The sequence below is a fragment of the Enterobacter cloacae complex sp. P24RS genome (assembly GCF_014982165.1).
Lineage (GTDB): Bacteria > Pseudomonadota > Gammaproteobacteria > Enterobacterales > Enterobacteriaceae > Enterobacter > Enterobacter quasihormaechei.
On record NZ_JADCKU010000011.1, the window covers coordinates 131,132 to 150,775 of the forward strand.

The window sequence follows — 19,644 nt, forward strand, 5'->3', positions numbered from 1 at the left end:
ATCAACGCAATAAATAGCGACGCATTTTGCGCTTATTCCGTCGATAGGGGAGACGGGGTGAGATTTAAGCTGTGAACTGAAATTTTCTCATCAGCGGAGGAGACATGCTCGATAAACTCGACGCCGCGTTACGTTTTCAGCAGGAAGCGCTCAACTTACGCGCCCAGCGGCAGGAGATTTTAGCCGCCAATATCGCCAACGCGGATACTCCCGGGTATCAGGCGCGCGATATTGATTTTTCCAGTGAACTTAAAAAAGTGATGGAGCGTGGGCGTGCCGAAGGAACGGGTGTCTCACTTGCCCTGACATCCTCACGGCATATTCCCGCTCAGGCGATGACCGCGCCAGCAACCGACTTACTTTACCGTATTCCCGATCAACCTTCGCTTGATGGTAACACCGTCGACATGGACCGGGAGCGCACTCAGTTTGCCGATAACAGTCTGCAATACCAGACCGGCCTGACGCTTCTCGGCGGGCAAATCAAAGGCATGATGACCGTCCTACAGGGGGGCAATTAGTAAATGGCCTTGCTGAATATTTTTGATATCGCCGGTTCGGCATTAACGGCCCAGTCCAAACGACTGAACGTGGCGGCCAGTAACCTGGCCAACGCCGACAGTGTGACCGGCCCGGACGGACAACCGTATCGCGCTAAGCAGGTTGTCTTCCAGGTGGATGCTGCACCGGGTGCGGCAACGGGCGGCGTGAAGGTGGCGGATGTGGTTGAGAGCCAGGCACCTGACAAGCTGGTTTACGAGCCAGGCAATCCGCTCGCGGATGCCAGCGGTTACGTGAAAATGCCAAACGTGGACGTGGTTGGGGAGATGGTGAACTCCATGTCCGCGTCACGCAGCTACCAGGCAAACGTCGAAGTGCTTAATACCGTGAAGAGCATGATGCTCAAAACACTCACTCTCGGCCAGTAAAGGAGACACGCATGTCCATCGCCGTAAACGTGAATGACCCGACCAATACCGGCGTCAGCAGCACCAGCAGTGCGACCGGTTCCAGTTCCCTTACCGGGAGCAATGCCTCCGATTTACAGAGCAGCTTTCTGACCCTGCTGGTGGCGCAGCTGAAAAATCAGGATCCAACCAACCCGATGCAGAACAACGAACTGACCACGCAGCTTGCGCAGATCAGCACCGTCAGCGGCATTGAGAAACTGAACACCACGCTGGGCTCTGTCTCCGGTCAAATCGATAACAGCCAGTCCTTACAGGCGGCCAACCTGATCGGTCATGGGGTGATGATTCCCGGGACCACGATCCTGGCGGGTACCAGCACCACCGAAGGCACATCCACCACAACCACGACGCCGTTTGGCGTTGAGTTGCAGCAGCCGGCCGACAAAGTCACCGCCACAATCAAAGACGCCAGCGGCAACGTGGTGCGCACGATTGAGATTGGCGAGCTTAAGGCGGGCGTTCATACCTTTACCTGGGATGGCAGCCTGACCGACGGCACCAAAGCCCCTAACGGCTCGTATCAGGTTGCGATTAGCGCCAGCAGCGGCACCACTCAACTGGTGGCGCAGCCGCTACAGTTTGCCCTGGTTCAGGGCGTCATCAAGGGTAGCGATGGCAACAAACTGGATTTGGGTACCTCCGGTACCACCACACTCGACGAAGTTCGGCAGATTATCTAAGCCTTCATACTTATCAGGAGTAAGTCATGGCCTTTTCTCAAGCGGTCAGCGGCCTGAATGCTGCGGCCACCAACCTGGACGTCATTGGCAACAACATCGCCAACTCCGCGACCTATGGTTTTAAATCCGGTTCTGCGTCTTTTGCAGATATGTTTGCAGGCTCTAAAGTGGGCCTGGGCGTGAAGGTTGCGGGTATCACCCAGGACTTCACCGACGGCACGACCACCAACACCGGTCGCGGCCTGGACGTCGCCATCAGCCAGAACGGTTTCTTCCGCATGGTGGACGCTAACGGTTCTGTGTTCTACAGCCGTAACGGCCAGTTCAAGCTGGATGAAAACCGTAATCTTGTGAACATGCAGGGGCTTCAGTTAACCGGTTACCCGGTTGCCGGCACGCCTCCTACGGTGCAAACCGGTGCGAATCCGCAGGCGATCTCCATTCCCACGACGCTGATGGCGGCGAAGTCCACCACCACGGCCTCTCAGCAGATCAACCTGAACTCCACCGATACCGCGCCAACCGTCGCCTTCGATTCGACCAACCCTGACTCTTACAACAAGAAAGGCACCGTGACGGTGTTTGACAGCCAGGGTAATGCGCACAACATGAACCTGTTCTATGTCAAAGACGCGACTCCGGCAAACTCATGGAAAGTGTATGCGCAGGACGGCAGCGTAGCGGGAGATAAAGCTAAACTGGCAACCACGTTGGTCTTTAACGAGAGCGGTGTGTTGACCGGCGGTGGGGAAGTCGATATCGAGACCGGAGAGATCCCTGGTGCAACGGCGGCAACCTTCAAAATGAGTTTCGCGAACTCAATGCAACAGAACACCGGTGCGAACAACATCGTGGCGACGAGCCAGAACGGCTATAAGCCGGGCGACCTGGTGAGCTACCAGATCAACGATGACGGCACCGTTGTCGGTAACTACTCGAACGAACAGACCCAGGTGCTGGGCCAGATCGTGCTGGCTAACTTCGCCAACAATGAAGGCCTGAAGTCCGAAGGGGATAACGTCTGGTCTGCCACCCAGTCTTCCGGTGTTGCCCTGCTGGGCACCGCGGGCTCCGGTAATTTCGGCACGCTGACCAACGGCGCGCTGGAAGCGTCCAACGTCGATCTGAGTAAAGAGCTGGTGAACATGATCGTCGCGCAACGTAACTACCAGTCGAACGCGCAGACCATCAAAACCCAGGATCAGATCCTCAACACGCTGGTTAACCTGCGTTAAGCAGCTGACGGGAAAGCGCAATGGATCACGCAATATATACAGCGATGGGCGCAGCAAGCCAGACGCTCAATCAGCAGGCTGTTACCGCCAGCAACCTGGCAAACGCCTCCACGCCAGGTTTTCGCGCGCAGCTCAACGCGCTGCGCGCGGTGCCGGTAGAAGGGCTGTCATTGCCTACGCGTACGCTGGTCACCGCCTCCACGCCGGGTGCCGACATGACGCCAGGCCAGATGGATTACACCGCGCGTCCGCTGGACGTGGCCCTTCAGCAGGACGGCTGGCTGGCGGTGCAAACGGCTGACGGCGCAGAAGGGTATACCCGCAACGGTAATATTCAGGTGAGCGCCACCGGACAGCTTACGATTCAGGGGCATCCGGTGATGGGCGAAGCCGGTCCGCTGACGGTGCCTGAAGGGTCAGAGCTGACCATTGCGGCAGACGGGACCATCTCGGCGTTGAATCCGGGCGACCCGGCCAACACCGTTGCGCCTGTCGGTCGTCTGAAGTTGGTGAAAGCGGAAGGCAATGAGGTGCAGCGTGGCGATGACGGGATGTTCCGTCTGACCCAGGCCGCGCAGGCTACTCGCGGCGCCACCTTACAGGCCGACCCGACCATCCGCGTGATGTCCGGCGTGCTGGAAGGCAGTAACGTCAAAGCGGTCGAAGCCATGACCGACATGATCGCCAGCGCTCGCCGCTTCGAAATGCAGATGAAAATCATCAGCAGCGTAGATGAAAACGCGAGCAAGGCTAACCAACTTCTGGCTATGAGTTAACAGGACTCCCTATGATCAGTTCCTTATGGATCGCGAAAACCGGTCTGGACGCACAGCAAACCAATATGGATGTGATTGCCAACAACCTGGCAAACGTCAGCACCAACGGTTTCAAGCGCCAGCGTGCGGTTTTTGAAGATTTGCTTTATCAAACGATTCGTCAGCCGGGGGCGCAGTCTTCTGAGCAAACCACGCTGCCGTCCGGTCTGCAAATTGGTACCGGTGTGCGCCCTGTCGCCACCGAGCGTCTGCACAGCCAGGGCAACCTGTCCCAGACCAACAACAGTAAAGACGTGGCAATTAAAGGCCAGGGCTTCTTCCAGGTGCAGCTGCCGGACGGAACCTCTGCCTATACCCGCGACGGCTCTTTCCAGGTGGATCAGAACGGCCAGCTGGTGACGGCGGGCGGCTTCCAGGTGCAGCCTGCCATCACCATTCCGGCGAACGCGCTGAGCATTACCATTGGCCGTGACGGCATCGTCAGCGTTACCCAGCAGGGCCAGGCGGCGCCGGTTCAGGTTGGCCAGCTCAACCTGACGACCTTCATGAACGATACCGGACTGGAAAGCATCGGCGAGAATCTCTACACCGAAACGCAGTCTTCCGGTACGCCAAATGAGAGTACGCCGGGCCTGAACGGTGCGGGGCTGCTGTACCAGGGTTATGTGGAAACCTCTAACGTCAACGTGGCGGAAGAGCTGGTGAACATGATCCAGGTTCAGCGCGCGTATGAAATTAACAGTAAAGCAGTGTCGACGACCGACCAGATGCTGCAAAAACTGACGCAACTCTAAGGTGTAGCCCGGTGCGGTAAACGTCGCACCGGCTCCCTGTTTTCGAAGATGAAGGCAATGCAAAAAAACGCGGCGTTTCGTTATCCGATCCTGACTGTTCTGGCCGTCACCCTCAGCGGGTGTGCCTGGATCCCGTCTAAACCATTGGTACAGGGTGCGACTACCGCCCAACCCGTTCCCGGCCCCGCGCCGGTGGTGAACGGCTCCATTTTCCAGACCGCGCAGCCGATTAACTACGGTTATCAGCCGCTGTTTGAAGACCGTCGTCCGCGTAACGTCGGCGATACGCTGACCATCGTGTTGCAGGAAAACGTCAGCGCGAGCAAAAGCTCGTCGGCGAACGCCAGCCGCGACGGCAAAACCAATTTTGGCTTCGACACCGTACCGCGCTATCTGCAAGGGCTGTTCGGCAACGCCCGTGCGGATGTGGAAGCCTCTGGCGGCAACACCTTTAACGGCAAAGGCGGCGCGAACGCCAGTAACACCTTCAGCGGCACGCTGACGGTCACGGTTGACCAGGTTCTGGTGAACGGCAACCTGCACGTGGTGGGTGAAAAACAGATCGCCATTAACCAGGGCACGGAATTTATTCGCTTCTCCGGTGTGGTTAACCCTCGCACCATCAGCGGCACCAACACCGTACCGTCCACCCAGGTGGCGGATGCGCGCATTGAGTACGTCGGCAACGGCTATATCAACGAAGCGCAGAATATGGGCTGGCTGCAACGCTTCTTCCTTAACCTATCGCCGATGTAAGCGAGGTGACCTATGTATAAATTTCTCTTCGCCGTGGCGCTGTCGCTGGTGGCTACCGTTGCGCAGGCCGATCGCATTCGCGATCTCACCAGCGTGCAGGGCGTGCGTGAAAACTCCCTGATCGGCTACGGCCTGGTGGTGGGGCTGGACGGTACGGGTGACCAGACTACCCAGACGCCGTTCACCACCCAGAGCCTGAATAACATGCTCTCTCAGCTCGGTATTACCGTCCCGGCCGGGACCAATATGCAGCTGAAAAACGTGGCGGCGGTGATGGTGACCGCGTCGTACCCGGCGTTTGCGCGCCAGGGGCAGACCATTGACGTGGTTGTCTCGTCGATGGGTAACGCTAAAAGCCTGCGCGGCGGTACGCTGCTGATGACGCCGCTGAAAGGCGTCGACAGCCAGGTGTATGCGCTGGCGCAGGGCAACATTCTGGTTGGCGGGGCAGGCGCGTCGGCAGGCGGCAGCAGCGTGCAGGTAAACCAGCTGAACGGGGGACGTATCACCAACGGCGCCATCATTGAACGTGAACTGCCGACCCAGTTCGGCACCGGCAACACCATTAACCTGCAACTGAATAACGAAGACTTCACGATGGCGCAGCAGATTGCTGACACCATCAACCGCAGCCGGGGCTACGGCAGCGCCACCGCGCTGGATGCCCGCACCGTACAGATCCGCACGTCAACCGGCAGCAGTAACCAGGTGCGAATGCTGGCCGAAATCCAGAATATGGACGTGAACGTGCCGCTTCAGGATGCGAAAGTCATTATCAACTCCCGTACCGGCTCGGTGGTCATGAACCGCGAAGTAACGCTGGACAGCTGCGCCGTGGCGCAGGGCAACCTCTCCGTGACGGTTAACCGTTCGGCCAACGTCAGCCAGCCGGATACGCCGTTTGGTGGCGGTCAGACGGTGGTGACGCCGCAAACGCAGATTGATTTGCGACAGAGCGGCGGATCGTTGCAGAGCGTGCGCTCCAGCGCCAACCTGAACAGCGTGGTGCGTGCCCTGAACGCGCTGGGCGCAACGCCGATGGATCTCATGTCCATTCTGCAATCCATGCAAAGTGCAGGCTGTCTGCGCGCCAAACTGGAAATCATCTAAATGCTGACCGATAGCAAGCTGTTGACCAGTGCCGCCTGGGATGCCCAGTCGCTCAACGAGCTGAAAACCAGCGCGGGTAAGGATCCGGCGGCGAATATCCGCCCGGTTGCCCGCCAGGTGGAAGGCATGTTCGTGCAGATGATGTTGAAAAGCATGCGTGAAACGCTGCCAAAAGATGGCATGTTCAGCAGCGATTCCACGCGGCTTTACACCAGCATGTACGATCAGCAGATTGCCCAGCAAATGACCGCCGGAAAGGGGCTCGGCCTGGCGGACATGATTGTGAAACAGACCGCAGCCGCTCAGGGGCTGCCGCCTGAAGAGGCCCCGCAGCAGGTGCCAATGAAGTTTGATCTGGAAAAGGTGACCAGTTATCAAAATCAGGCGCTGACGCAGATGGTACGTAAGGCGATGCCGAAGCCGGCAGAAACGCGTGACGAGCCGCTCTCCGGCGACAGCAAAGACTTCCTGGCGCAGCTCTCCCTGCCGGCGCGTCTTGCCAGTGAAGAGAGTGGCGTCCCGCACCATCTGATTCTGGCGCAGGCGGCGCTGGAGTCGGGCTGGGGGCAACGTCAGATCCGCAGGGAAAACGGCGAGCCGAGCTTCAACATCTTTGGCGTGAAGGCCACCTCCAGCTGGAAGGGGCCGACCACGGAAATCACCACGACCGAATATGAAAACGGTGCGGCAGTGAAGGTGAAAGCCAAATTCCGTGTTTACAGCTCCTATCTTGAAGCGTTATCGGATTATGTCGGGCTGCTGAGCCGGAACCCGCGCTACACCGCCGTGACCCAGGCCGCCACGCCAGAGCAGGGCGCTCAGGCGTTGCAGAATGCCGGCTACGCCACCGATCCAAACTATGCCCGCAAGCTGACCAGCATGATCCAGCAGCTGAAATCCATGTCTGAGAAGGTCAGTAAAGCCTATAGCACAGATCTCGAAAATCTGTTCTGAAAGTTCTCAAGTCCCGGTGGAGGTTGCCGATAACCTTCATCAGGACTTGTGTCTGAACGTATAAAAGGAACCCCCATGTCCAGTTTGATTAACAGCGCCATGAGTGGCCTCAGTGCTGCGCAGTCGGCACTCAATACCGTCAGTAATAATATTTCAAGCTACAACGTGGCAGGTTATACCCGCCAGACCACCATTCTGGGCGCATCAAACAGCACCCTGACCGGCGGCGGCTGGGTGGGTAACGGGGTTTATGTCTCCGGCGTTCAGCGTGAATATGATTCATTTATCACCAACCAGCTGCGCGCGGCGCAGAACCAGAGCAGCGGGCTGACCACGCGCTACCAGCAGATGTCAAAAATTGACGACGTGCTTTCGGATACCACTAACTCGCTCTCTGCCAACCTCCAGGATTTCTTTAAAAGTCTGCAAACGCTGGTGAGTAACGCAGAAGATCCGGCTGCACGCCAGACGGTACTCGGGAAGGCGGATGGTCTGGTAAACCAGTTTAAAACCAACGATCAGTATCTCCGCGATCAGGATGCGCAGGTTAATACAGCGATTTCTACCAGCGTCGATCAGATCAATAACTATGCGAAGCAGATTGCCAACCTTAACGACCAGATTTCCCGACTGACTGGCGTAGGGGCGGGCGCATCCCCGAACGAACTGCTCGATCAGCGCGATCAGCTGGTGAGTGAGTTGAACAAGATTGTCGGCGTGGACGTGACCGTGCAGGACAGCGGCACCTATAACATCTCTATCGCCAACGGTTACACCCTGGTACAGGGCAGCAACGCAAGCCAGCTTGCCGCGGTGAAATCCAGTGCGGATCCCGCGCGTACCACGATTGCCTATGTGGATGCCGCCGCTGGCAACGTGGAGATCTCGGAAAAACAGATCACCACGGGGTCGCTTGGCGGGCTGTTAACGTTCCGTTCTCAGGATCTGGATCAGGCGCGAAATACGCTTAACCAGATGGCACTGGCGTTTGCCGATGCCATGAATACCCAGCACCAGGCGGGCTTTGATGCGAACGGGGACAAAGGCGGTAAGCTGTTTGATTTTGGCTCCCCGGCGGTGCTGAGTAACGGCAAAAACACCGGAAACGCGGCCGTTACGGCAACGATGACGGACAGTACGAAGGTGCAGGCGACAAACTACAAAGTTGAGTACAACGGTACCGACTGGACCATCACCCGTCTGTCAGACAACACCAGCTTCACGGCCAAGCCGGATACTGGCGGTAACCTGTCGTTCGATGGTCTCAACGTCAACATTAGCGGTTCAGCCAATAATAAAGACAGCTTTATCGTGAAGCCGGTGAATGACGTCATCGTGAATATGGACGTGGCGATCAGCGACGAGTCCAAACTGGCGATGGCTTCCGCGAAGGGAAGCGGCGAAAGCGACAATACCAACGGTCAAAAGCTTCTGGATTTGCAGAGCGCCAAGCTGGTCGGTGGGAACAAAACCTTTAACGACGCGTATGCCGCCCTGGTCAGTACGGTGGGCAGCACCACGGCGTCCCTGAAAACCAGCAGCGAAACCAAGGTGAACGTGGTGACGCAGCTGACCAAACAGCAGCAGTCAATCTCCGGGGTTAACCTGGATGAAGAGTATGGCAACCTGCAACGCTATCAGCAGTACTATCTGGCGAATGCGCAGGTGCTGCAAACGGCGAGCGCGCTGTTTGATGCATTGATCAATATCCGCTAAGGCTGAGGCATAAAAAATGCGTATTAGTACTCAAATGATGTATGAGCAGAGCATGCGCGGCGTGACGAACTCCCAAAGCCTCTGGCTCAGCTACGGCGAGCAGATGTCTACGGGTAAGCGCATCAACCGTCCGTCTGACGATCCGATTGCCGCTTCGCAGGCCGTTGTGCTCTCTCAGGCTCAAACGCAAAACAGCCAGTATGCACTGGCGCGCTCCTTCGCTACGACGAAAGTCTCGCTGGAAGAGAACGTGTTATCGCAGGTGACAACCGCAATCCAGGCGGCTCAGGAAAAGATTGTCAATGCGGGCAACGGCACGTTAAGCGACGATGACCGCGCTTCGCTGGCAACGAACCTGCAAGGTATTCGCGATCAGCTGATGAACTTGGCTAACAGCACGGACGGTAACGGTCGCTATATCTTTTCAGGATACAAAACCGAAGCGGCGGCGTTCGACCAGACGACCGGTACGTATCAGGGCGGCGGTACGCCAATCAGTCAGCAGGTTGACTCCGCGCGGACGATGCAAATCAGCCATACGGGCGCTGAAGTTTTCGACAGCTTCACCAGCAATGCAAAGCCGGAGCCGGCGGGGAGCACTCAGGAAACGAATTTGTTCAAGATCCTCGACGCTGCCATCGGTGCGCTGAATACGCCGGTTGGCGATGACGAAACGAAGGCCGAAGCGTTTACCGCGGCAATTGATAAAGCCAACCGTGGCCTGAGCAACTCCCTCAACAACGTATTGACCGTGCGCGCTGACCTTGGCATCAAGCTGGACGAGCTGGGCAAGCTGGATTCTCTGGGTGAGGATCGCGCGCTGGGCCAGACCCAGCAGATGAGTGACCTGGTGGACGTGGACTGGAACTCGGTGATTTCGTCCTACACCATGCAGCAGGCGGCGTTGCAGGCCTCGTATAAAGCCTTTAGCGATATGCAGGGTATGTCGTTGTTCCAGATGAACAGATAATACTCAGACCTTTTAGAACATGTCTTGAAACTGGGCATGTTTTGTCTGCCCAACCCATCCGGGTTGGGCATTTTTTTTACACGCTTTCTGCCTGTGCGGACAGCACCCGGGCGCTTTCAATCACTCTGATAGCCAGCGCAATGGCGCCACACAGGGTCGCCAGCCCAACCACGCCCGTCCAGCCCGCCAGCGTATAGATATTGCTGCCTAATGCCGAACCCAGCGCCATTCCGATGAAAATGACGGTAAACAGCAGGGCGTTAAGACGTCCGCGTGCCTGCGGCTCAAGGCCGTAAACCAGGTTCTGGTGTGCCACGAGGCTGGACTGCAAGCCGAGATCGAAACCCACCGCGGAGATCGCTATCAGGATCAGCTGACCGTGTACACCCAGCGCCGGCATCAGGAACATCAGGGCAAACGACACGGTGACCAGTGCGGCACCCAGCTGGGTCACTTTACCGGCGCCCAGCTTATCGGCCAGGCCACCCGCCAGCGGTGCGGCCAGCGCGCCTGCGGCACCGGCAATACCAAACCCACCCGCCACGGCGCTGCCAAGGTGATAACGTTCCAGCAGCATGACCGCCAGCGTCGACCAGAACGCGCTGAAGGCAATCGACAGAAAACCCTGAGCCAGCGCGGCCCGACGCAGCGCCGGGTAGCGACGCCACAGGTGTTCCATGGAGCGCATCAGCGCCGGGTAGCTGAGCGTGGAGTGAACAGCGAAGCGGGGAAGCACGGCCCACATCGCTACGCCGACAAGCGCAATACTTGCGGCGGCCAGCTGATACATCACCCGCCAGCCGAAGGCTTCACCCACCACGCCGCTTACGGTTCTGGAGAGCAAGATGCCCAGCAGCAGGCCGGTCATCACCGTGCCGACAGTTTTACCCTGTTTCCCTTCCGGTGCCAGGATCGCTGCCGCCGGGACGATATCCTGAGCCATGGTAGCGGCCATGCCAATCAGCAGGCTGGTGAGCAGCAGGGAGTGCAGTTGTCCGGTCAGGCTACAGCCCAGCAAGAACAGCGCCAGGGCCGCGCTTTTTATCAGGATCAACGTTCTACGGTCATGACGATCGCCGAGCGGGAGCAGGAACAGGATGCCTAAGGCGTAACCCGCCTGGGTGAGCGTCGGGACCATGCCCATGCCTTCGATACTCAGGTGCAGGTCTGAGCCCATCAGCGGCAGCAGAGGCTGGGCATAATAGATGGATGCTACGCTGAAGCCAGCGCCAAGCGCCAGCATAACGATTACCCAGCGGCTCACGGCCTGGGTGGTGGTTGTGGTAGTGTTCATAAGATGTTCCTCATTCGTCGTGTGCGGCTATTTTTTATCAGGACGGCTTGCGACGGTAGCAGGCGCAGTGGTAAAACGCTTATACGTTGAACGTATGATAATAAAACCTATGAAAAGAGCTGAGCGTATAGACAGGGTAGAGCTGATGCGCACGTTCGTTCGCATCGTTGAGGCAGGGTCACTCTCTGCGGCGGCTCGCCAGCTGGCAACAACCCAGGCGACGGTAAGCCGACGGTTGCAGTCGCTTGAGACCATGCTGGGCGTGCGCCTGATGCTGCGTACAACCCATACAGCCCGTCTTACCGATGACGGCGAACGCTGCTATCAGCATGCCCGACGGGTGATTGACAGCTGGCTGGCGCTGGAAGATGAGGTGGGGCAGAAAGAGGAGGAGCCGGTCGGTGTCCTGCGGGTGAGGGCTCCCCACGCGTTTGGCCAGGATCAGCTTCTGAAGCCGTTAACCGAATTTTTGCAGCGCTATCCGCTGCTCTCAATCGAATGGATGCTCAACGATAGGTCAGTTGATTTCCTCGGCGACAACCTGGACTGTGCTATCCGGGTAGGCGCTGAAGTCGATCCGGCGACCGTGTCCGTACTGCTGGCTGAAGTGCCGCGCTCGGTGGTGGCGTCGCCGGCGCTGCTGGCCCGTTTTCCCGCAGTTAACACGCCAGACGATCTGCAACACCTCCCCTGGATTGCCATCAGCTCTTTTTACCAACGTCATGTGGAGCTTTTTCATGAGGCATCGACTGCCACGGCGCGAGTGACCATTACGCCACGTCTGAGTACCGACAGCCTGTATGTGGCCCGCAATACGGCGCTCACCGGCCTTGGCGTGGCGGTGGTCTCCAGCTGGACGGTGCAGGATGATATTCAGGAAGGGCGGCTGGTGCACTTGCTGCCGGAGTGGCAGCCGGCAGCGTTACCGGTGCATCTGGTTTACCCCTGGTCCCGCTACTATCCGGCGCGCTTGCGGCGTTTTCTGGAAATGATGCGGCAGATCATGCCGGAGGTCACCGGAATGAGAAAGCCCGTGCAGCAGCCATAAAAAAAGCCGACCCGAAGGTCGGCTTTCAGTCTTAGGGTGTGTTATTCCACAGACTGCGGACGGGTAGCAGGCGCAGTAGCCATGTGCGTTGCACTGTGACCACCGGCAGCACCTTTACCTTCGAAGTTGAATTCCGGACGTACCCAGTCGCTATGGCGCGGCGCTTCAGGCACATACTCTGGTGCCGGGGCGCGGGTCATAGGTGCTGTAGCAACGTGCGCAGGCGCTGGTGCGGCAACTGCCTCAACCGGCGCAGGCTTTACTTCAGGCGCTTTCACTTCTTCAACAACAGGTTCAACCTGAATCTCGACGTCCTGAACCACCTCTTCGGTAACCGTTTCGACGGCAACGTCTGCGGTTTCTTCCACTGCTGGTGCAGGTTCAGCGTGTTCCACGACCTCTTCAGCCACTACGGCATCTTCTTCGGCGATAATCTGCGGGGCGGCATCAACCGGTGCAGCAATCACTTCAGGATGGGTCGTTTCCACTTCCACAGCCTGTGGTGCCGCCGTTTCAACAGCCTGAGGCTCAACAACCTGCGGCTCTGCCACGGTAGCCGCTTCAGTCACGACGTTTTCTGCCGCGGCTACCGGTGCAATCACCTCTTCGGTTACAGCCTGCTCTTCAACACCCTGCTCAGGGCGAGCAACCGGATAGCGGATCCAGACTTTACCGGAGGCCATTTCAGGTGACGCGCACGCCACGGTCAGCGGCATTGGCGACTGAGTCGGGTAACGCTCGTCACGGTAGCGACGACGACGCTGGCCGCTCACGCGCAGGTGACGTGGAGAACGGCGTGAGCGACGCGGCATGCCTGCGTTGTCACGGTTTTCGCTGCTTTCGTCCTGCTCAACCTGATTTTCCACCACGGCTGGCAGGTCAACTTTCGCAACCTGTGTACCCGTTGTGCTTTCTGGCGCTTCGACCGCGATGACTTCGCTTTCTTCCGCCTGAACAGCACCGACACGTACTTTCTGGGTCAGCTGACGCTGCTTGCGACGCGGCATAACCTGGGTGCGCTCTTCCTGCTCAGCGTCCTGCTGCTCTACAGGCGCTTCGCGATTCAGGTTTTTGACTTCCTGCTGAGCCTGGCGCTTCTCGTCGTTACGACGACGGCTACGCTCGCGGCGAGGCTGCTGCTCGTCACGCTGTTTGCTCTTCTCGGACTCATCGCCCGCCTGCTGGCGAATTTCACGATCTTCAACGTTCTGCTGTTGCTTCTCGCGACGGTTGCGACGATTGTCCTCGCGTTGCTCACGACCTTCGTTGTTCTCGGAACGATTATCACGGCGCTCATTACGATCGCCACGCTCGTTGCGGTCGTTACGATCGCGACGATTGTTCTGACGCTTACGACGGTCCTGCTGACGCTCTGGTTTCGCTTCTTTTGGCGCTTCTTTTGGCTGCTCAGGCTGAACTTCTTCGCCGGCAAACATTTTTTTCAGCGCACCGATGATGCGGCTCAGGAGACCCGGTTGCTCAGGCTGCGCTTTTGGCGCGGCAGGGGCGGCTTTCTGCACGGCAGGTTTTTCCGCTGGTTTTTCCAGCGTCGCTTCCGGCGGTGCTTCCGGCATGATGAAGGTCGCTAAAGCTGGCTGCTCAGGCAGTTTACGCTCAGCAGGTTCTTCATCAGATGGCAGCGCCATTTCTTCTTCATGCAGCTTCGGCAGCAGGTAGCTGAGGGTGCTTGTCTCTTCGCCTTTACGGACGCGCAGCACGTGATAGTGCGGGGTTTGCATCTCGTCGTTTGGCACGATGATGCAGCGAACGCCACCCTGACGCGCTTCGATTGCGCTGACCGCTGCACGTTTTTCGTTCAGCAGGTAGGAGGCAATTGGCACCGGCACAATGGCGTGAACCTCTTTGGTGTTCTCTTTCAGCGCTTCTTCTTCAATCAGGCGCAGAATGGAGAGGGAGAGAGATTCATTGTCACGCACGGTACCCGTACCGGAACAGCGCGGGCACACGTGATGGCTGGACTCGCCCAGTGACGGGCTGAGGCGCTGACGGGACATCTCCAGCAGGCCAAAGCGAGAAATATGGCTGATCTGGATACGGGCACGATCCTGACGCACCGCTTCACGCAGGCGGTTTTCAACCGCGCGCTGGTGGCGAACCGGGGTCATGTCGATGAAGTCGATAACGATCAGACCGCCCAGGTCGCGCAGGCGGAGCTGGCGGGCGATTTCATCAGCGGCTTCAAGGTTGGTGTTGAAGGCTGTTTCTTCGATATCGCCGCCGCGGGTTGCACGCGCGGAGTTGATGTCGATGGCGGTCAGCGCTTCGGTGGTATCGATAACGATAGAACCGCCGGACGGCAGACGCACTTCACGCTGGAAGGCAGACTCGATCTGGGATTCGATCTGATAGTGGCTGAACAGCGGGATTTCACCGGTGTACAGTTTAATTTTGCTAGTGAAATCCGGGCGACCCAGTGCGGCGATGTGCTGGCGAGCCAGCTCAAGCACTTTCGGGTTATCAATCAGAATTTCACCGATGTCCTGACGCAGGTAGTCACGGAAGGCACGCACGATGACGTTGCTTTCCTGGTGGATCAGGAACGGCGCTGGACGGCTTTCTGCCGCTTTCTTGATGGCTTCCCAGTGCTTCAGGCGGAAGCTCAAGTCCCACTGCAAGGCTTCGGCAGATTTGCCGACGCCCGCGGTGCGCACGATGAGACCCATGCCGTCTGGCAGCTCAAGACTTGCCAGCGCTTCTTTCAGCTCGGTACGGTCATCACCTTCGATACGGCGAGAGATACCCCCGGCACGCGGGTTGTTTGGCATCAATACCAGATAGCTTCCTGCCAGACTGATAAAGGTGGTCAGTGCGGCACCTTTGTTGCCACGCTCTTCTTTATCGATCTGAACGATAACTTCCTGACCTTCACGCAGAACATCTTTAATGTTCGGACGGCCATGGGAGTTGTAGTTGGCAGGAAAATATTCGCGGGCGATCTCTTTGAGAGGAAGGAAACCGTGACGCTCAGCACCGTAATCGACAAATGCAGCTTCAAGGCTTGGTTCAATGCGGGTGATTTTGCCTTTGTAAATGTTCGCTTTTTTCTGTTCGTGTCCAGGACTTTCGATATCCAGATCGTACAGGCGCTGCCCATCCACAAGGGCGACACGCAACTCTTCTTGCTGAGTTGCGTTGATTAACATTCTTTTCATCGTAACTTACTCGTTATTCTTACATTGACGACAAAGCTGCGGGCAAGGTGACGCTTTCCGGGGTATGAACCGATGGCCTCGTGTCTATTCACGTCGCCAACCTCACGGTTGTCGCTCGCTTAAGAGGCGCAGAGTGTCGGTTGCCTGTATTTCATACGGAAACACAGCGCAATTATCAGGGGAATTGCCTGGGAAAACTCTCCAGAGAACAATCCTTATACCGGGAAGTACTGCAACCCGCAGCCCGCTAACTGCCTGAAAGATCAATACGTCTTACGCCATTGCTGCGTGGATGATCGGTCAGACAAAATTGGTCATTCCGTCGAGATCCTTACAAAACCCGGATTTAACGCGGAAAACGGATTCATTATTCCACTGCTCGCCGGGTTATAGCAAGATGACTTTTACCAATTATCACCCGGTTACTCACAGTTTCTTCACTTCAACGGGGTGATTGGTTTAATAACCACCAAATCGATTGCGCGAAAGCGGAGTGTTCCGGATAAAAGTAAATATAAGCATAGAAAAATGAGTGGCGCTATTGCCTGACGCTATTTAGAATCGCCAACCATGAAAACAGAGACTCCAGCCGTAAAAATGGTTGCCATCGCCGACGATGACGCGGGGCAACGTATCGATAATTTTTTGCGCACCCAGCTGAAGGGCGTGCCAAAAAGTATGATTTATCGCATCCTGCGTAAGGGCGAGGTGCGGGTGAATAAAAAACGCGTGAAGCCTGAGTATAAACTCGAGGCGGGCGATGAAGTCCGCATTCCACCGGTACGCGTAGCAGAGCGTGAAGAAGAGGGCGTTTCTCCGAAGCTGCAAAAAGTCGCGGCCCTGAGCGAGGTTATCCTTTATGAGGACGACCACATTCTGGTGCTGAATAAACCGTCCGGAACGGCTGTACACGGGGGGAGCGGTCTGAGCTTCGGCGTGATCGAAGGTTTACGCGCGCTGCGCCCGGAAGCGCGTTTCCTCGAGCTGGTTCACCGTCTTGACCGTGATACCTCCGGCGTGCTGCTGGTGGCGAAAAAGCGTTCTGCCCTGCGTTCCCTGCATGAACAGCTTCGCGAAAAAGGGATGCAAAAAGATTATCTGGCGCTGGTGCGCGGCCAGTGGCAGTCCCACGTGAAGGTGGTGCAGGCACCGCTGCTGAAAAACATTCTGCAAAGCGGCGAGCGCATTGTTCGTGTTAATCAGGAAGGGAAACCGTCTGAGACGCGCTTTAAAGTAGAAGAGCGCTACGAATTTGCCACGCTGGTGCGCTGTAGCCCGGTGACGGGGCGTACGCACCAGATTCGCGTGCATACCCAGTTTGCGGGCCATCCGATTGCGTTTGACGACCGCTATGGCGATCGCGAGTTTGATAAGCAGCTGGCGGGTACGGGGCTGTCGCGTCTGTTCCTGCATGCGGCAGCGCTGAAGTTTACCCATCCTAATACCGGGGAAGTTATCCGTATTGAAGCGCCGCTGGATGAGCAGCTCAAACGCTGTCTGAAAGTTCTGCGTGGCTGATTTTGTGCCGGGTGGCGCTGCGCTTACCCGGCCTACATGTATTTCTCCCTCTCCATGTGGGAGAGGGCCGGGTTGAGGGCATCAGGCCGCAACGGTCACATCGTCAGCGGATTACACTCTTCACGTCTTAACATCTGGCACAGCGCTATCAGCGGCAGACCCACCAGCGTGTTGGGATCCCGACCGTCCAGCTTGTCGAACAGCGCAATCCCCAGCCCCTCACTTTTGAAACTGCCCGCGCAGTTCAGAGGACGTTCCCGGCGCACGTAATCCATAATCTCCTGCTCGCTAAGATGACGAAAGTGCACGTCGAACGGCTCGCATTCGCTTTGCAGATGACCGCTGGCCGAATTATAAAGCGCCAGGCCCGTATAAAAGGTCACAATACTGCCTCGCGCACGCAGAAGTTGCTGGCAGGCGTTTTCTTCCGTATGCGGTTTGCCGGTGATTTCGCCGTCCAGCACGCAAACCTGATCGGAGCCTATAATCAGATGAGCGGGGTAGCGTTCGGCCAGCGATTGCGCTTTCTCCTTTGCGAGACGGGTCACCAGATGACGCGGTGACTCTCCCGGCTGCGGCGTCTCATCAACGTTGGGTGCGGCGCATTCAAACGGGATCCCGAGCTTTTCCAGCAGCATTCGGCGATAGGGTGAAGTGGAAGCAAGTACGAGATTTGGCATATTTTTATCACCAGATATAGCGTATCGATGCCAGCCATTTTAAACTACAGGCCGCAATGTGTGCGAATAATTGGCAAAAGGCAGCTCTGGTTGCCTTTTTCTTTGACTCTATGACGTTACAAAGTTAATATGCGCGCCCTATGCAAAAGGTAAAATTACCCCTGACTCTTGATCCGGTTCGTACGGCTCAAAAACGCCTCGATTACGAAGGAATTTATTCTTCGGATCAGGCCGAGCGTATTGCCGAGTCTGTAGTCAGTGTGGACAGTGATGTAGAATGCTCCATGTCGTTCGCTATCGATAACCAGCGTCTCGCCGTCTTAACCGGTGATGCAAAGGTAACGGTAACGCTCGAATGTCAGCGTTGCGGGAAACCGTTCGTACAGCATGTTCACACAACGTATTGTTTTAGTCCGGTTCGTTCTGACGAACAGGCTGAAGCACTCCCGGAAGCGTATGAGCCGATTGAGGTTAACGAATTCGGTGAAATCGATCTTCTGGCTCTGGTTGAAGATGAAGTCATCCTCTCCTTGCCAGTGGTTCCGGTGCATGATTCTGAACACTGTGAAGTGTCCGAGGCGGACATGGTCTTTGGGGAACTGCCTGATGAAGCGCAAAAACCAAACCCATTTGCCGTATTAGCCAGCTTAAAGCGTAAGTAATTGAGGAGTAAGGTCCATGGCCGTACAACAGAATAAACCAACCCGTTCCAAACGTGGCATGCGTCGTTCCCATGACGCGCTGACCGCAGTTACCAGCCTGTCTGTAGACAAGACTTCTGGTGAGAAACACCTGCGTCACCACATCACCGCTGACGGTTTCTACCGCGGCCGCAAGGTTATCACTAAGTAATCACGCGTCAGCGTGATTAGGCTTAGTGAGGAACTTCCCCGTGCAAACGGGGAGTTTACCGAACCAGGCTGCGACGATACCTTGACACGTCTAACCCTGGCGTTAGATGTCATGGGGGGCGATTTTGGCCCTACCGTGACAGTGCCTGCAGCATTGCAGGCACTGAATTCTAATTCGCAACTCACACTTCTATTAGTCGGTAATCCCGACACAATCACGCCATTACTTGCAAAAGCTGACTTTGAACAACGTTCGCGTCTGCAGATTATTCCTGCGCAGTCAGTTATTGCCAGTGATGCCCGGCCATCGCAGGCTATTCGTAATAGCCGTGGCAGCTCTATGCGCATGGCGCTGGAGCTGGTGAAAGAAGGGCGAGCGCAGGCTTGCGTCAGCGCGGGAAATACGGGCGCGCTGATGGGGCTGTCGAAATTATTGCTCAAGCCGATTGAGGGCATTGAGCGTCCGGCGCTGGTGACGGTGTTACCGCACCAGCAGAAGGGCAAAACGGTGGTGCTCGATCTGGGCGCTAACGTAGATTGTGATAGTACAATGCTGGCTCAGTTTGCCGTGATGGGGTCGGTGCTGGCAGAAGACGTGGTCGGGATTAACAACCCCCGCGTTGCGTTATTGAATATTGGTGAAGAAGAAACCAAAGGCCTGGACAGTATCCGCGACGCTGCGGAAATACTCAAACAGGTTCCCTCCATCAACTATATTGGTTATCTCGAAGCCAATGAGTTGCTGACGGGCAAAACGGACGTATTAGTGTGTGATGGCTTCACCGGAAACGTAACGTTGAAGACCATGGAAGGGGTCGTACGAATGTTCCTTTCCCTGCTGAAATCGCAGGGAGACGGTAAAAAAAGGTCCTGGTGGCTGATTTTATTAAAGCGTTGGTTACAAAAAAGCCTGACGCGGCGATTCAGTCACCTCAACCCCGACCAGTATAATGGCGCCTGTCTGTTAGGATTGCGCGGCATCGTGATTAAGAGTCATGGCGCCGCCAATCAGCGAGCCTTTACCGTCGCGATTGAACAGGCAGTGCAGGCGGTGCAGCGACAAGTTCCTCAGAGGATTGCCGCTCGCCTGGGATCTGTATTAGCTAAAAGTGACTGAG

General features: G+C 56.9%; 19 protein-coding genes. 16 read left to right on the forward strand and 3 right to left on the reverse strand.

Annotated elements, in window-relative coordinates; all coding sequences use genetic code 11:
• Nucleotides 1-104 precede the first annotated feature (104 nt).
• The 11 genes from flgB to flgL all read left to right on the forward strand — a co-directional run bounded on the left by flgB (nucleotide 105) and on the right by flgL (nucleotide 9,962).
• Nucleotides 105-521: a flagellar basal body rod protein FlgB gene (gene flgB / locus INF58_RS13530; protein WP_006809266.1), complete on the forward strand. Its 417-nt coding sequence runs from the start codon at nucleotides 105-107 to the stop codon at nucleotides 519-521.
• Between the two features lie 3 nt (nucleotides 522-524).
• Nucleotides 525-929, forward strand: coding sequence for a flagellar basal body rod protein FlgC (gene flgC / locus INF58_RS13535; RefSeq protein ID WP_003857997.1), 405 nt, complete (start codon nucleotides 525-527; stop codon nucleotides 927-929).
• Nucleotides 930-940: 11 nt separating this feature from the next.
• Nucleotides 941-1,651: a flagellar hook assembly protein FlgD gene (flgD, locus tag INF58_RS13540; RefSeq protein WP_102749679.1), complete on the forward strand. Its 711-nt coding sequence runs from the start codon at nucleotides 941-943 to the stop codon at nucleotides 1,649-1,651.
• 26 nt (nucleotides 1,652-1,677) lie between these two features.
• The gene (flgE, locus tag INF58_RS13545; RefSeq protein WP_193527872.1) at nucleotides 1,678-2,886 is read left to right on the forward strand and encodes a flagellar hook protein FlgE; all 1,209 of its coding nucleotides are present in this window, start codon (nucleotides 1,678-1,680) and stop codon (nucleotides 2,884-2,886) included.
• A gap of 20 nt (nucleotides 2,887-2,906) precedes the next feature.
• A complete protein-coding gene (locus tag INF58_RS13550) occupies nucleotides 2,907-3,662 on the forward strand; it encodes a flagellar basal body rod protein FlgF (protein WP_193527873.1) in 756 nt (251 codons plus the stop codon).
• 11 nt (nucleotides 3,663-3,673) lie between these two features.
• Nucleotides 3,674-4,456 (forward strand): flagellar basal-body rod protein FlgG, encoded by a 783-nt coding sequence (flgG, locus tag INF58_RS13555; RefSeq protein ID WP_000625853.1) that lies wholly within the window; start codon nucleotides 3,674-3,676, stop codon nucleotides 4,454-4,456.
• Between the two features lie 57 nt (nucleotides 4,457-4,513).
• Nucleotides 4,514-5,212, forward strand: a complete 699-nt coding sequence (flgH, locus tag INF58_RS13560) for a flagellar basal body L-ring protein FlgH (protein WP_003857987.1) — start codon at nucleotides 4,514-4,516, stop codon at nucleotides 5,210-5,212.
• A gap of 12 nt (nucleotides 5,213-5,224) precedes the next feature.
• Nucleotides 5,225-6,322: a flagellar basal body P-ring protein FlgI gene (locus INF58_RS13565; RefSeq protein WP_063449072.1), complete on the forward strand. Its 1,098-nt coding sequence runs from the start codon at nucleotides 5,225-5,227 to the stop codon at nucleotides 6,320-6,322.
• Nucleotides 6,323-7,276, forward strand: coding sequence for a flagellar assembly peptidoglycan hydrolase FlgJ (gene flgJ / locus INF58_RS13570; RefSeq protein WP_112791712.1), 954 nt, complete (start codon nucleotides 6,323-6,325; stop codon nucleotides 7,274-7,276).
• Between the two features lie 75 nt (nucleotides 7,277-7,351).
• The gene (gene flgK, locus INF58_RS13575; protein ID WP_193032933.1) at nucleotides 7,352-8,992 is read left to right on the forward strand and encodes a flagellar hook-associated protein FlgK; all 1,641 of its coding nucleotides are present in this window, start codon (nucleotides 7,352-7,354) and stop codon (nucleotides 8,990-8,992) included.
• Nucleotides 8,993-9,008: 16 nt separating this feature from the next.
• The gene (gene flgL, locus INF58_RS13580) at nucleotides 9,009-9,962 is read left to right on the forward strand and encodes a flagellar hook-associated protein FlgL (RefSeq protein ID WP_193527874.1); all 954 of its coding nucleotides are present in this window, start codon (nucleotides 9,009-9,011) and stop codon (nucleotides 9,960-9,962) included.
• A gap of 76 nt (nucleotides 9,963-10,038) precedes the next feature.
• Here the strand turns inward: flgL and INF58_RS13585 are convergent, their stop codons facing one another.
• Nucleotides 10,039-11,256, reverse strand: a complete 1,218-nt coding sequence (locus tag INF58_RS13585; protein WP_193032932.1) for an MFS transporter — start codon at nucleotides 11,254-11,256, stop codon at nucleotides 10,039-10,041.
• Nucleotides 11,257-11,365: 109 nt separating this feature from the next.
• Here INF58_RS13585 and INF58_RS13590 point away from each other — a divergent pair, with 109 nt between their 5' ends.
• The gene (locus INF58_RS13590) at nucleotides 11,366-12,304 is read left to right on the forward strand and encodes a LysR family transcriptional regulator (RefSeq protein ID WP_193527875.1); all 939 of its coding nucleotides are present in this window, start codon (nucleotides 11,366-11,368) and stop codon (nucleotides 12,302-12,304) included.
• A 41-nt stretch (nucleotides 12,305-12,345) separates the two neighbouring features.
• Here the strand turns inward: INF58_RS13590 and rne are convergent, their stop codons facing one another.
• Nucleotides 12,346-15,477: a ribonuclease E gene (rne, locus tag INF58_RS13595; protein ID WP_193527876.1), complete on the reverse strand. Its 3,132-nt coding sequence runs from the start codon at nucleotides 15,475-15,477 to the stop codon at nucleotides 12,346-12,348.
• Between the two features lie 570 nt (nucleotides 15,478-16,047).
• Here rne and rluC point away from each other — a divergent pair.
• On the forward strand, nucleotides 16,048-16,995 hold the full coding sequence (rluC, locus tag INF58_RS13600) for a 23S rRNA pseudouridine(955/2504/2580) synthase RluC (RefSeq protein WP_193032929.1): 948 nt from the start codon (nucleotides 16,048-16,050) through the stop codon (nucleotides 16,993-16,995).
• Nucleotides 16,996-17,090: 95 nt separating this feature from the next.
• Here the strand turns inward: rluC and INF58_RS13605 are convergent, their stop codons facing one another.
• Nucleotides 17,091-17,675, reverse strand: coding sequence for a nucleoside triphosphate pyrophosphatase (locus INF58_RS13605; protein ID WP_107535120.1), 585 nt, complete (start codon nucleotides 17,673-17,675; stop codon nucleotides 17,091-17,093).
• A 140-nt stretch (nucleotides 17,676-17,815) separates the two neighbouring features.
• Between INF58_RS13605 and yceD the strand changes: the two genes are divergently transcribed.
• The 3 genes from yceD to plsX all read left to right on the forward strand — a co-directional run bounded on the left by yceD (nucleotide 17,816) and on the right by plsX (nucleotide 19,643).
• Nucleotides 17,816-18,337 carry a 23S rRNA accumulation protein YceD gene (gene yceD, locus INF58_RS13610; protein ID WP_003857966.1) on the forward strand — a complete coding sequence of 174 codons (522 nt, stop codon included), beginning with the start codon at nucleotides 17,816-17,818 and terminating at the stop codon, nucleotides 18,335-18,337.
• Between the two features lie 16 nt (nucleotides 18,338-18,353).
• Entirely contained in the window at nucleotides 18,354-18,527 is a 174-nt protein-coding gene (gene rpmF / locus INF58_RS13615) for a 50S ribosomal protein L32 (RefSeq protein ID WP_003857964.1), read from the forward strand.
• Between the two features lie 81 nt (nucleotides 18,528-18,608).
• A complete protein-coding gene (gene plsX / locus INF58_RS13620; protein ID WP_203464446.1) occupies nucleotides 18,609-19,643 on the forward strand; it encodes a phosphate acyltransferase PlsX in 1,035 nt (344 codons plus the stop codon).
• Nucleotide 19,644: the final 1 nt, after the last annotated feature.

Coding starts and splice junctions, on each gene's coding strand:
- flgB (WP_006809266.1), top strand. CDS start 105: ATGCTCGATAAACTCGACGCCGCGTTACGTTTTCAGCAGGAAGCGCTC.
- flgD (WP_102749679.1), top strand. CDS start 941: ATGTCCATCGCCGTAAACGTGAATGACCCGACCAATACCGGCGTCAGC.
- rpmF (WP_003857964.1), top strand. CDS start 18,354: ATGGCCGTACAACAGAATAAACCAACCCGTTCCAAACGTGGCATGCGT.
- flgL (WP_193527874.1), top strand. CDS start 9,009: ATGCGTATTAGTACTCAAATGATGTATGAGCAGAGCATGCGCGGCGTG.
- rne (WP_193527876.1), bottom strand. CDS start 15,477: ATGAAAAGAATGTTAATCAACGCAACTCAGCAAGAAGAGTTGCGTGTC.
- flgH (WP_003857987.1), top strand. CDS start 4,514: ATGCAAAAAAACGCGGCGTTTCGTTATCCGATCCTGACTGTTCTGGCC.
- flgG (WP_000625853.1), top strand. CDS start 3,674: ATGATCAGTTCCTTATGGATCGCGAAAACCGGTCTGGACGCACAGCAA.
- flgC (WP_003857997.1), top strand. CDS start 525: ATGGCCTTGCTGAATATTTTTGATATCGCCGGTTCGGCATTAACGGCC.
- INF58_RS13565 (WP_063449072.1), top strand. CDS start 5,225: ATGTATAAATTTCTCTTCGCCGTGGCGCTGTCGCTGGTGGCTACCGTT.
- INF58_RS13550 (WP_193527873.1), top strand. CDS start 2,907: ATGGATCACGCAATATATACAGCGATGGGCGCAGCAAGCCAGACGCTC.
- flgJ (WP_112791712.1), top strand. CDS start 6,323: ATGCTGACCGATAGCAAGCTGTTGACCAGTGCCGCCTGGGATGCCCAG.
- INF58_RS13585 (WP_193032932.1), bottom strand. CDS start 11,256: ATGAACACTACCACAACCACCACCCAGGCCGTGAGCCGCTGGGTAATC.
- INF58_RS13605 (WP_107535120.1), bottom strand. CDS start 17,675: ATGCCAAATCTCGTACTTGCTTCCACTTCACCCTATCGCCGAATGCTG.
- yceD (WP_003857966.1), top strand. CDS start 17,816: ATGCAAAAGGTAAAATTACCCCTGACTCTTGATCCGGTTCGTACGGCT.
- rluC (WP_193032929.1), top strand. CDS start 16,048: ATGAAAACAGAGACTCCAGCCGTAAAAATGGTTGCCATCGCCGACGAT.
- INF58_RS13590 (WP_193527875.1), top strand. CDS start 11,366: ATGAAAAGAGCTGAGCGTATAGACAGGGTAGAGCTGATGCGCACGTTC.
- flgE (WP_193527872.1), top strand. CDS start 1,678: ATGGCCTTTTCTCAAGCGGTCAGCGGCCTGAATGCTGCGGCCACCAAC.
- flgK (WP_193032933.1), top strand. CDS start 7,352: ATGTCCAGTTTGATTAACAGCGCCATGAGTGGCCTCAGTGCTGCGCAG.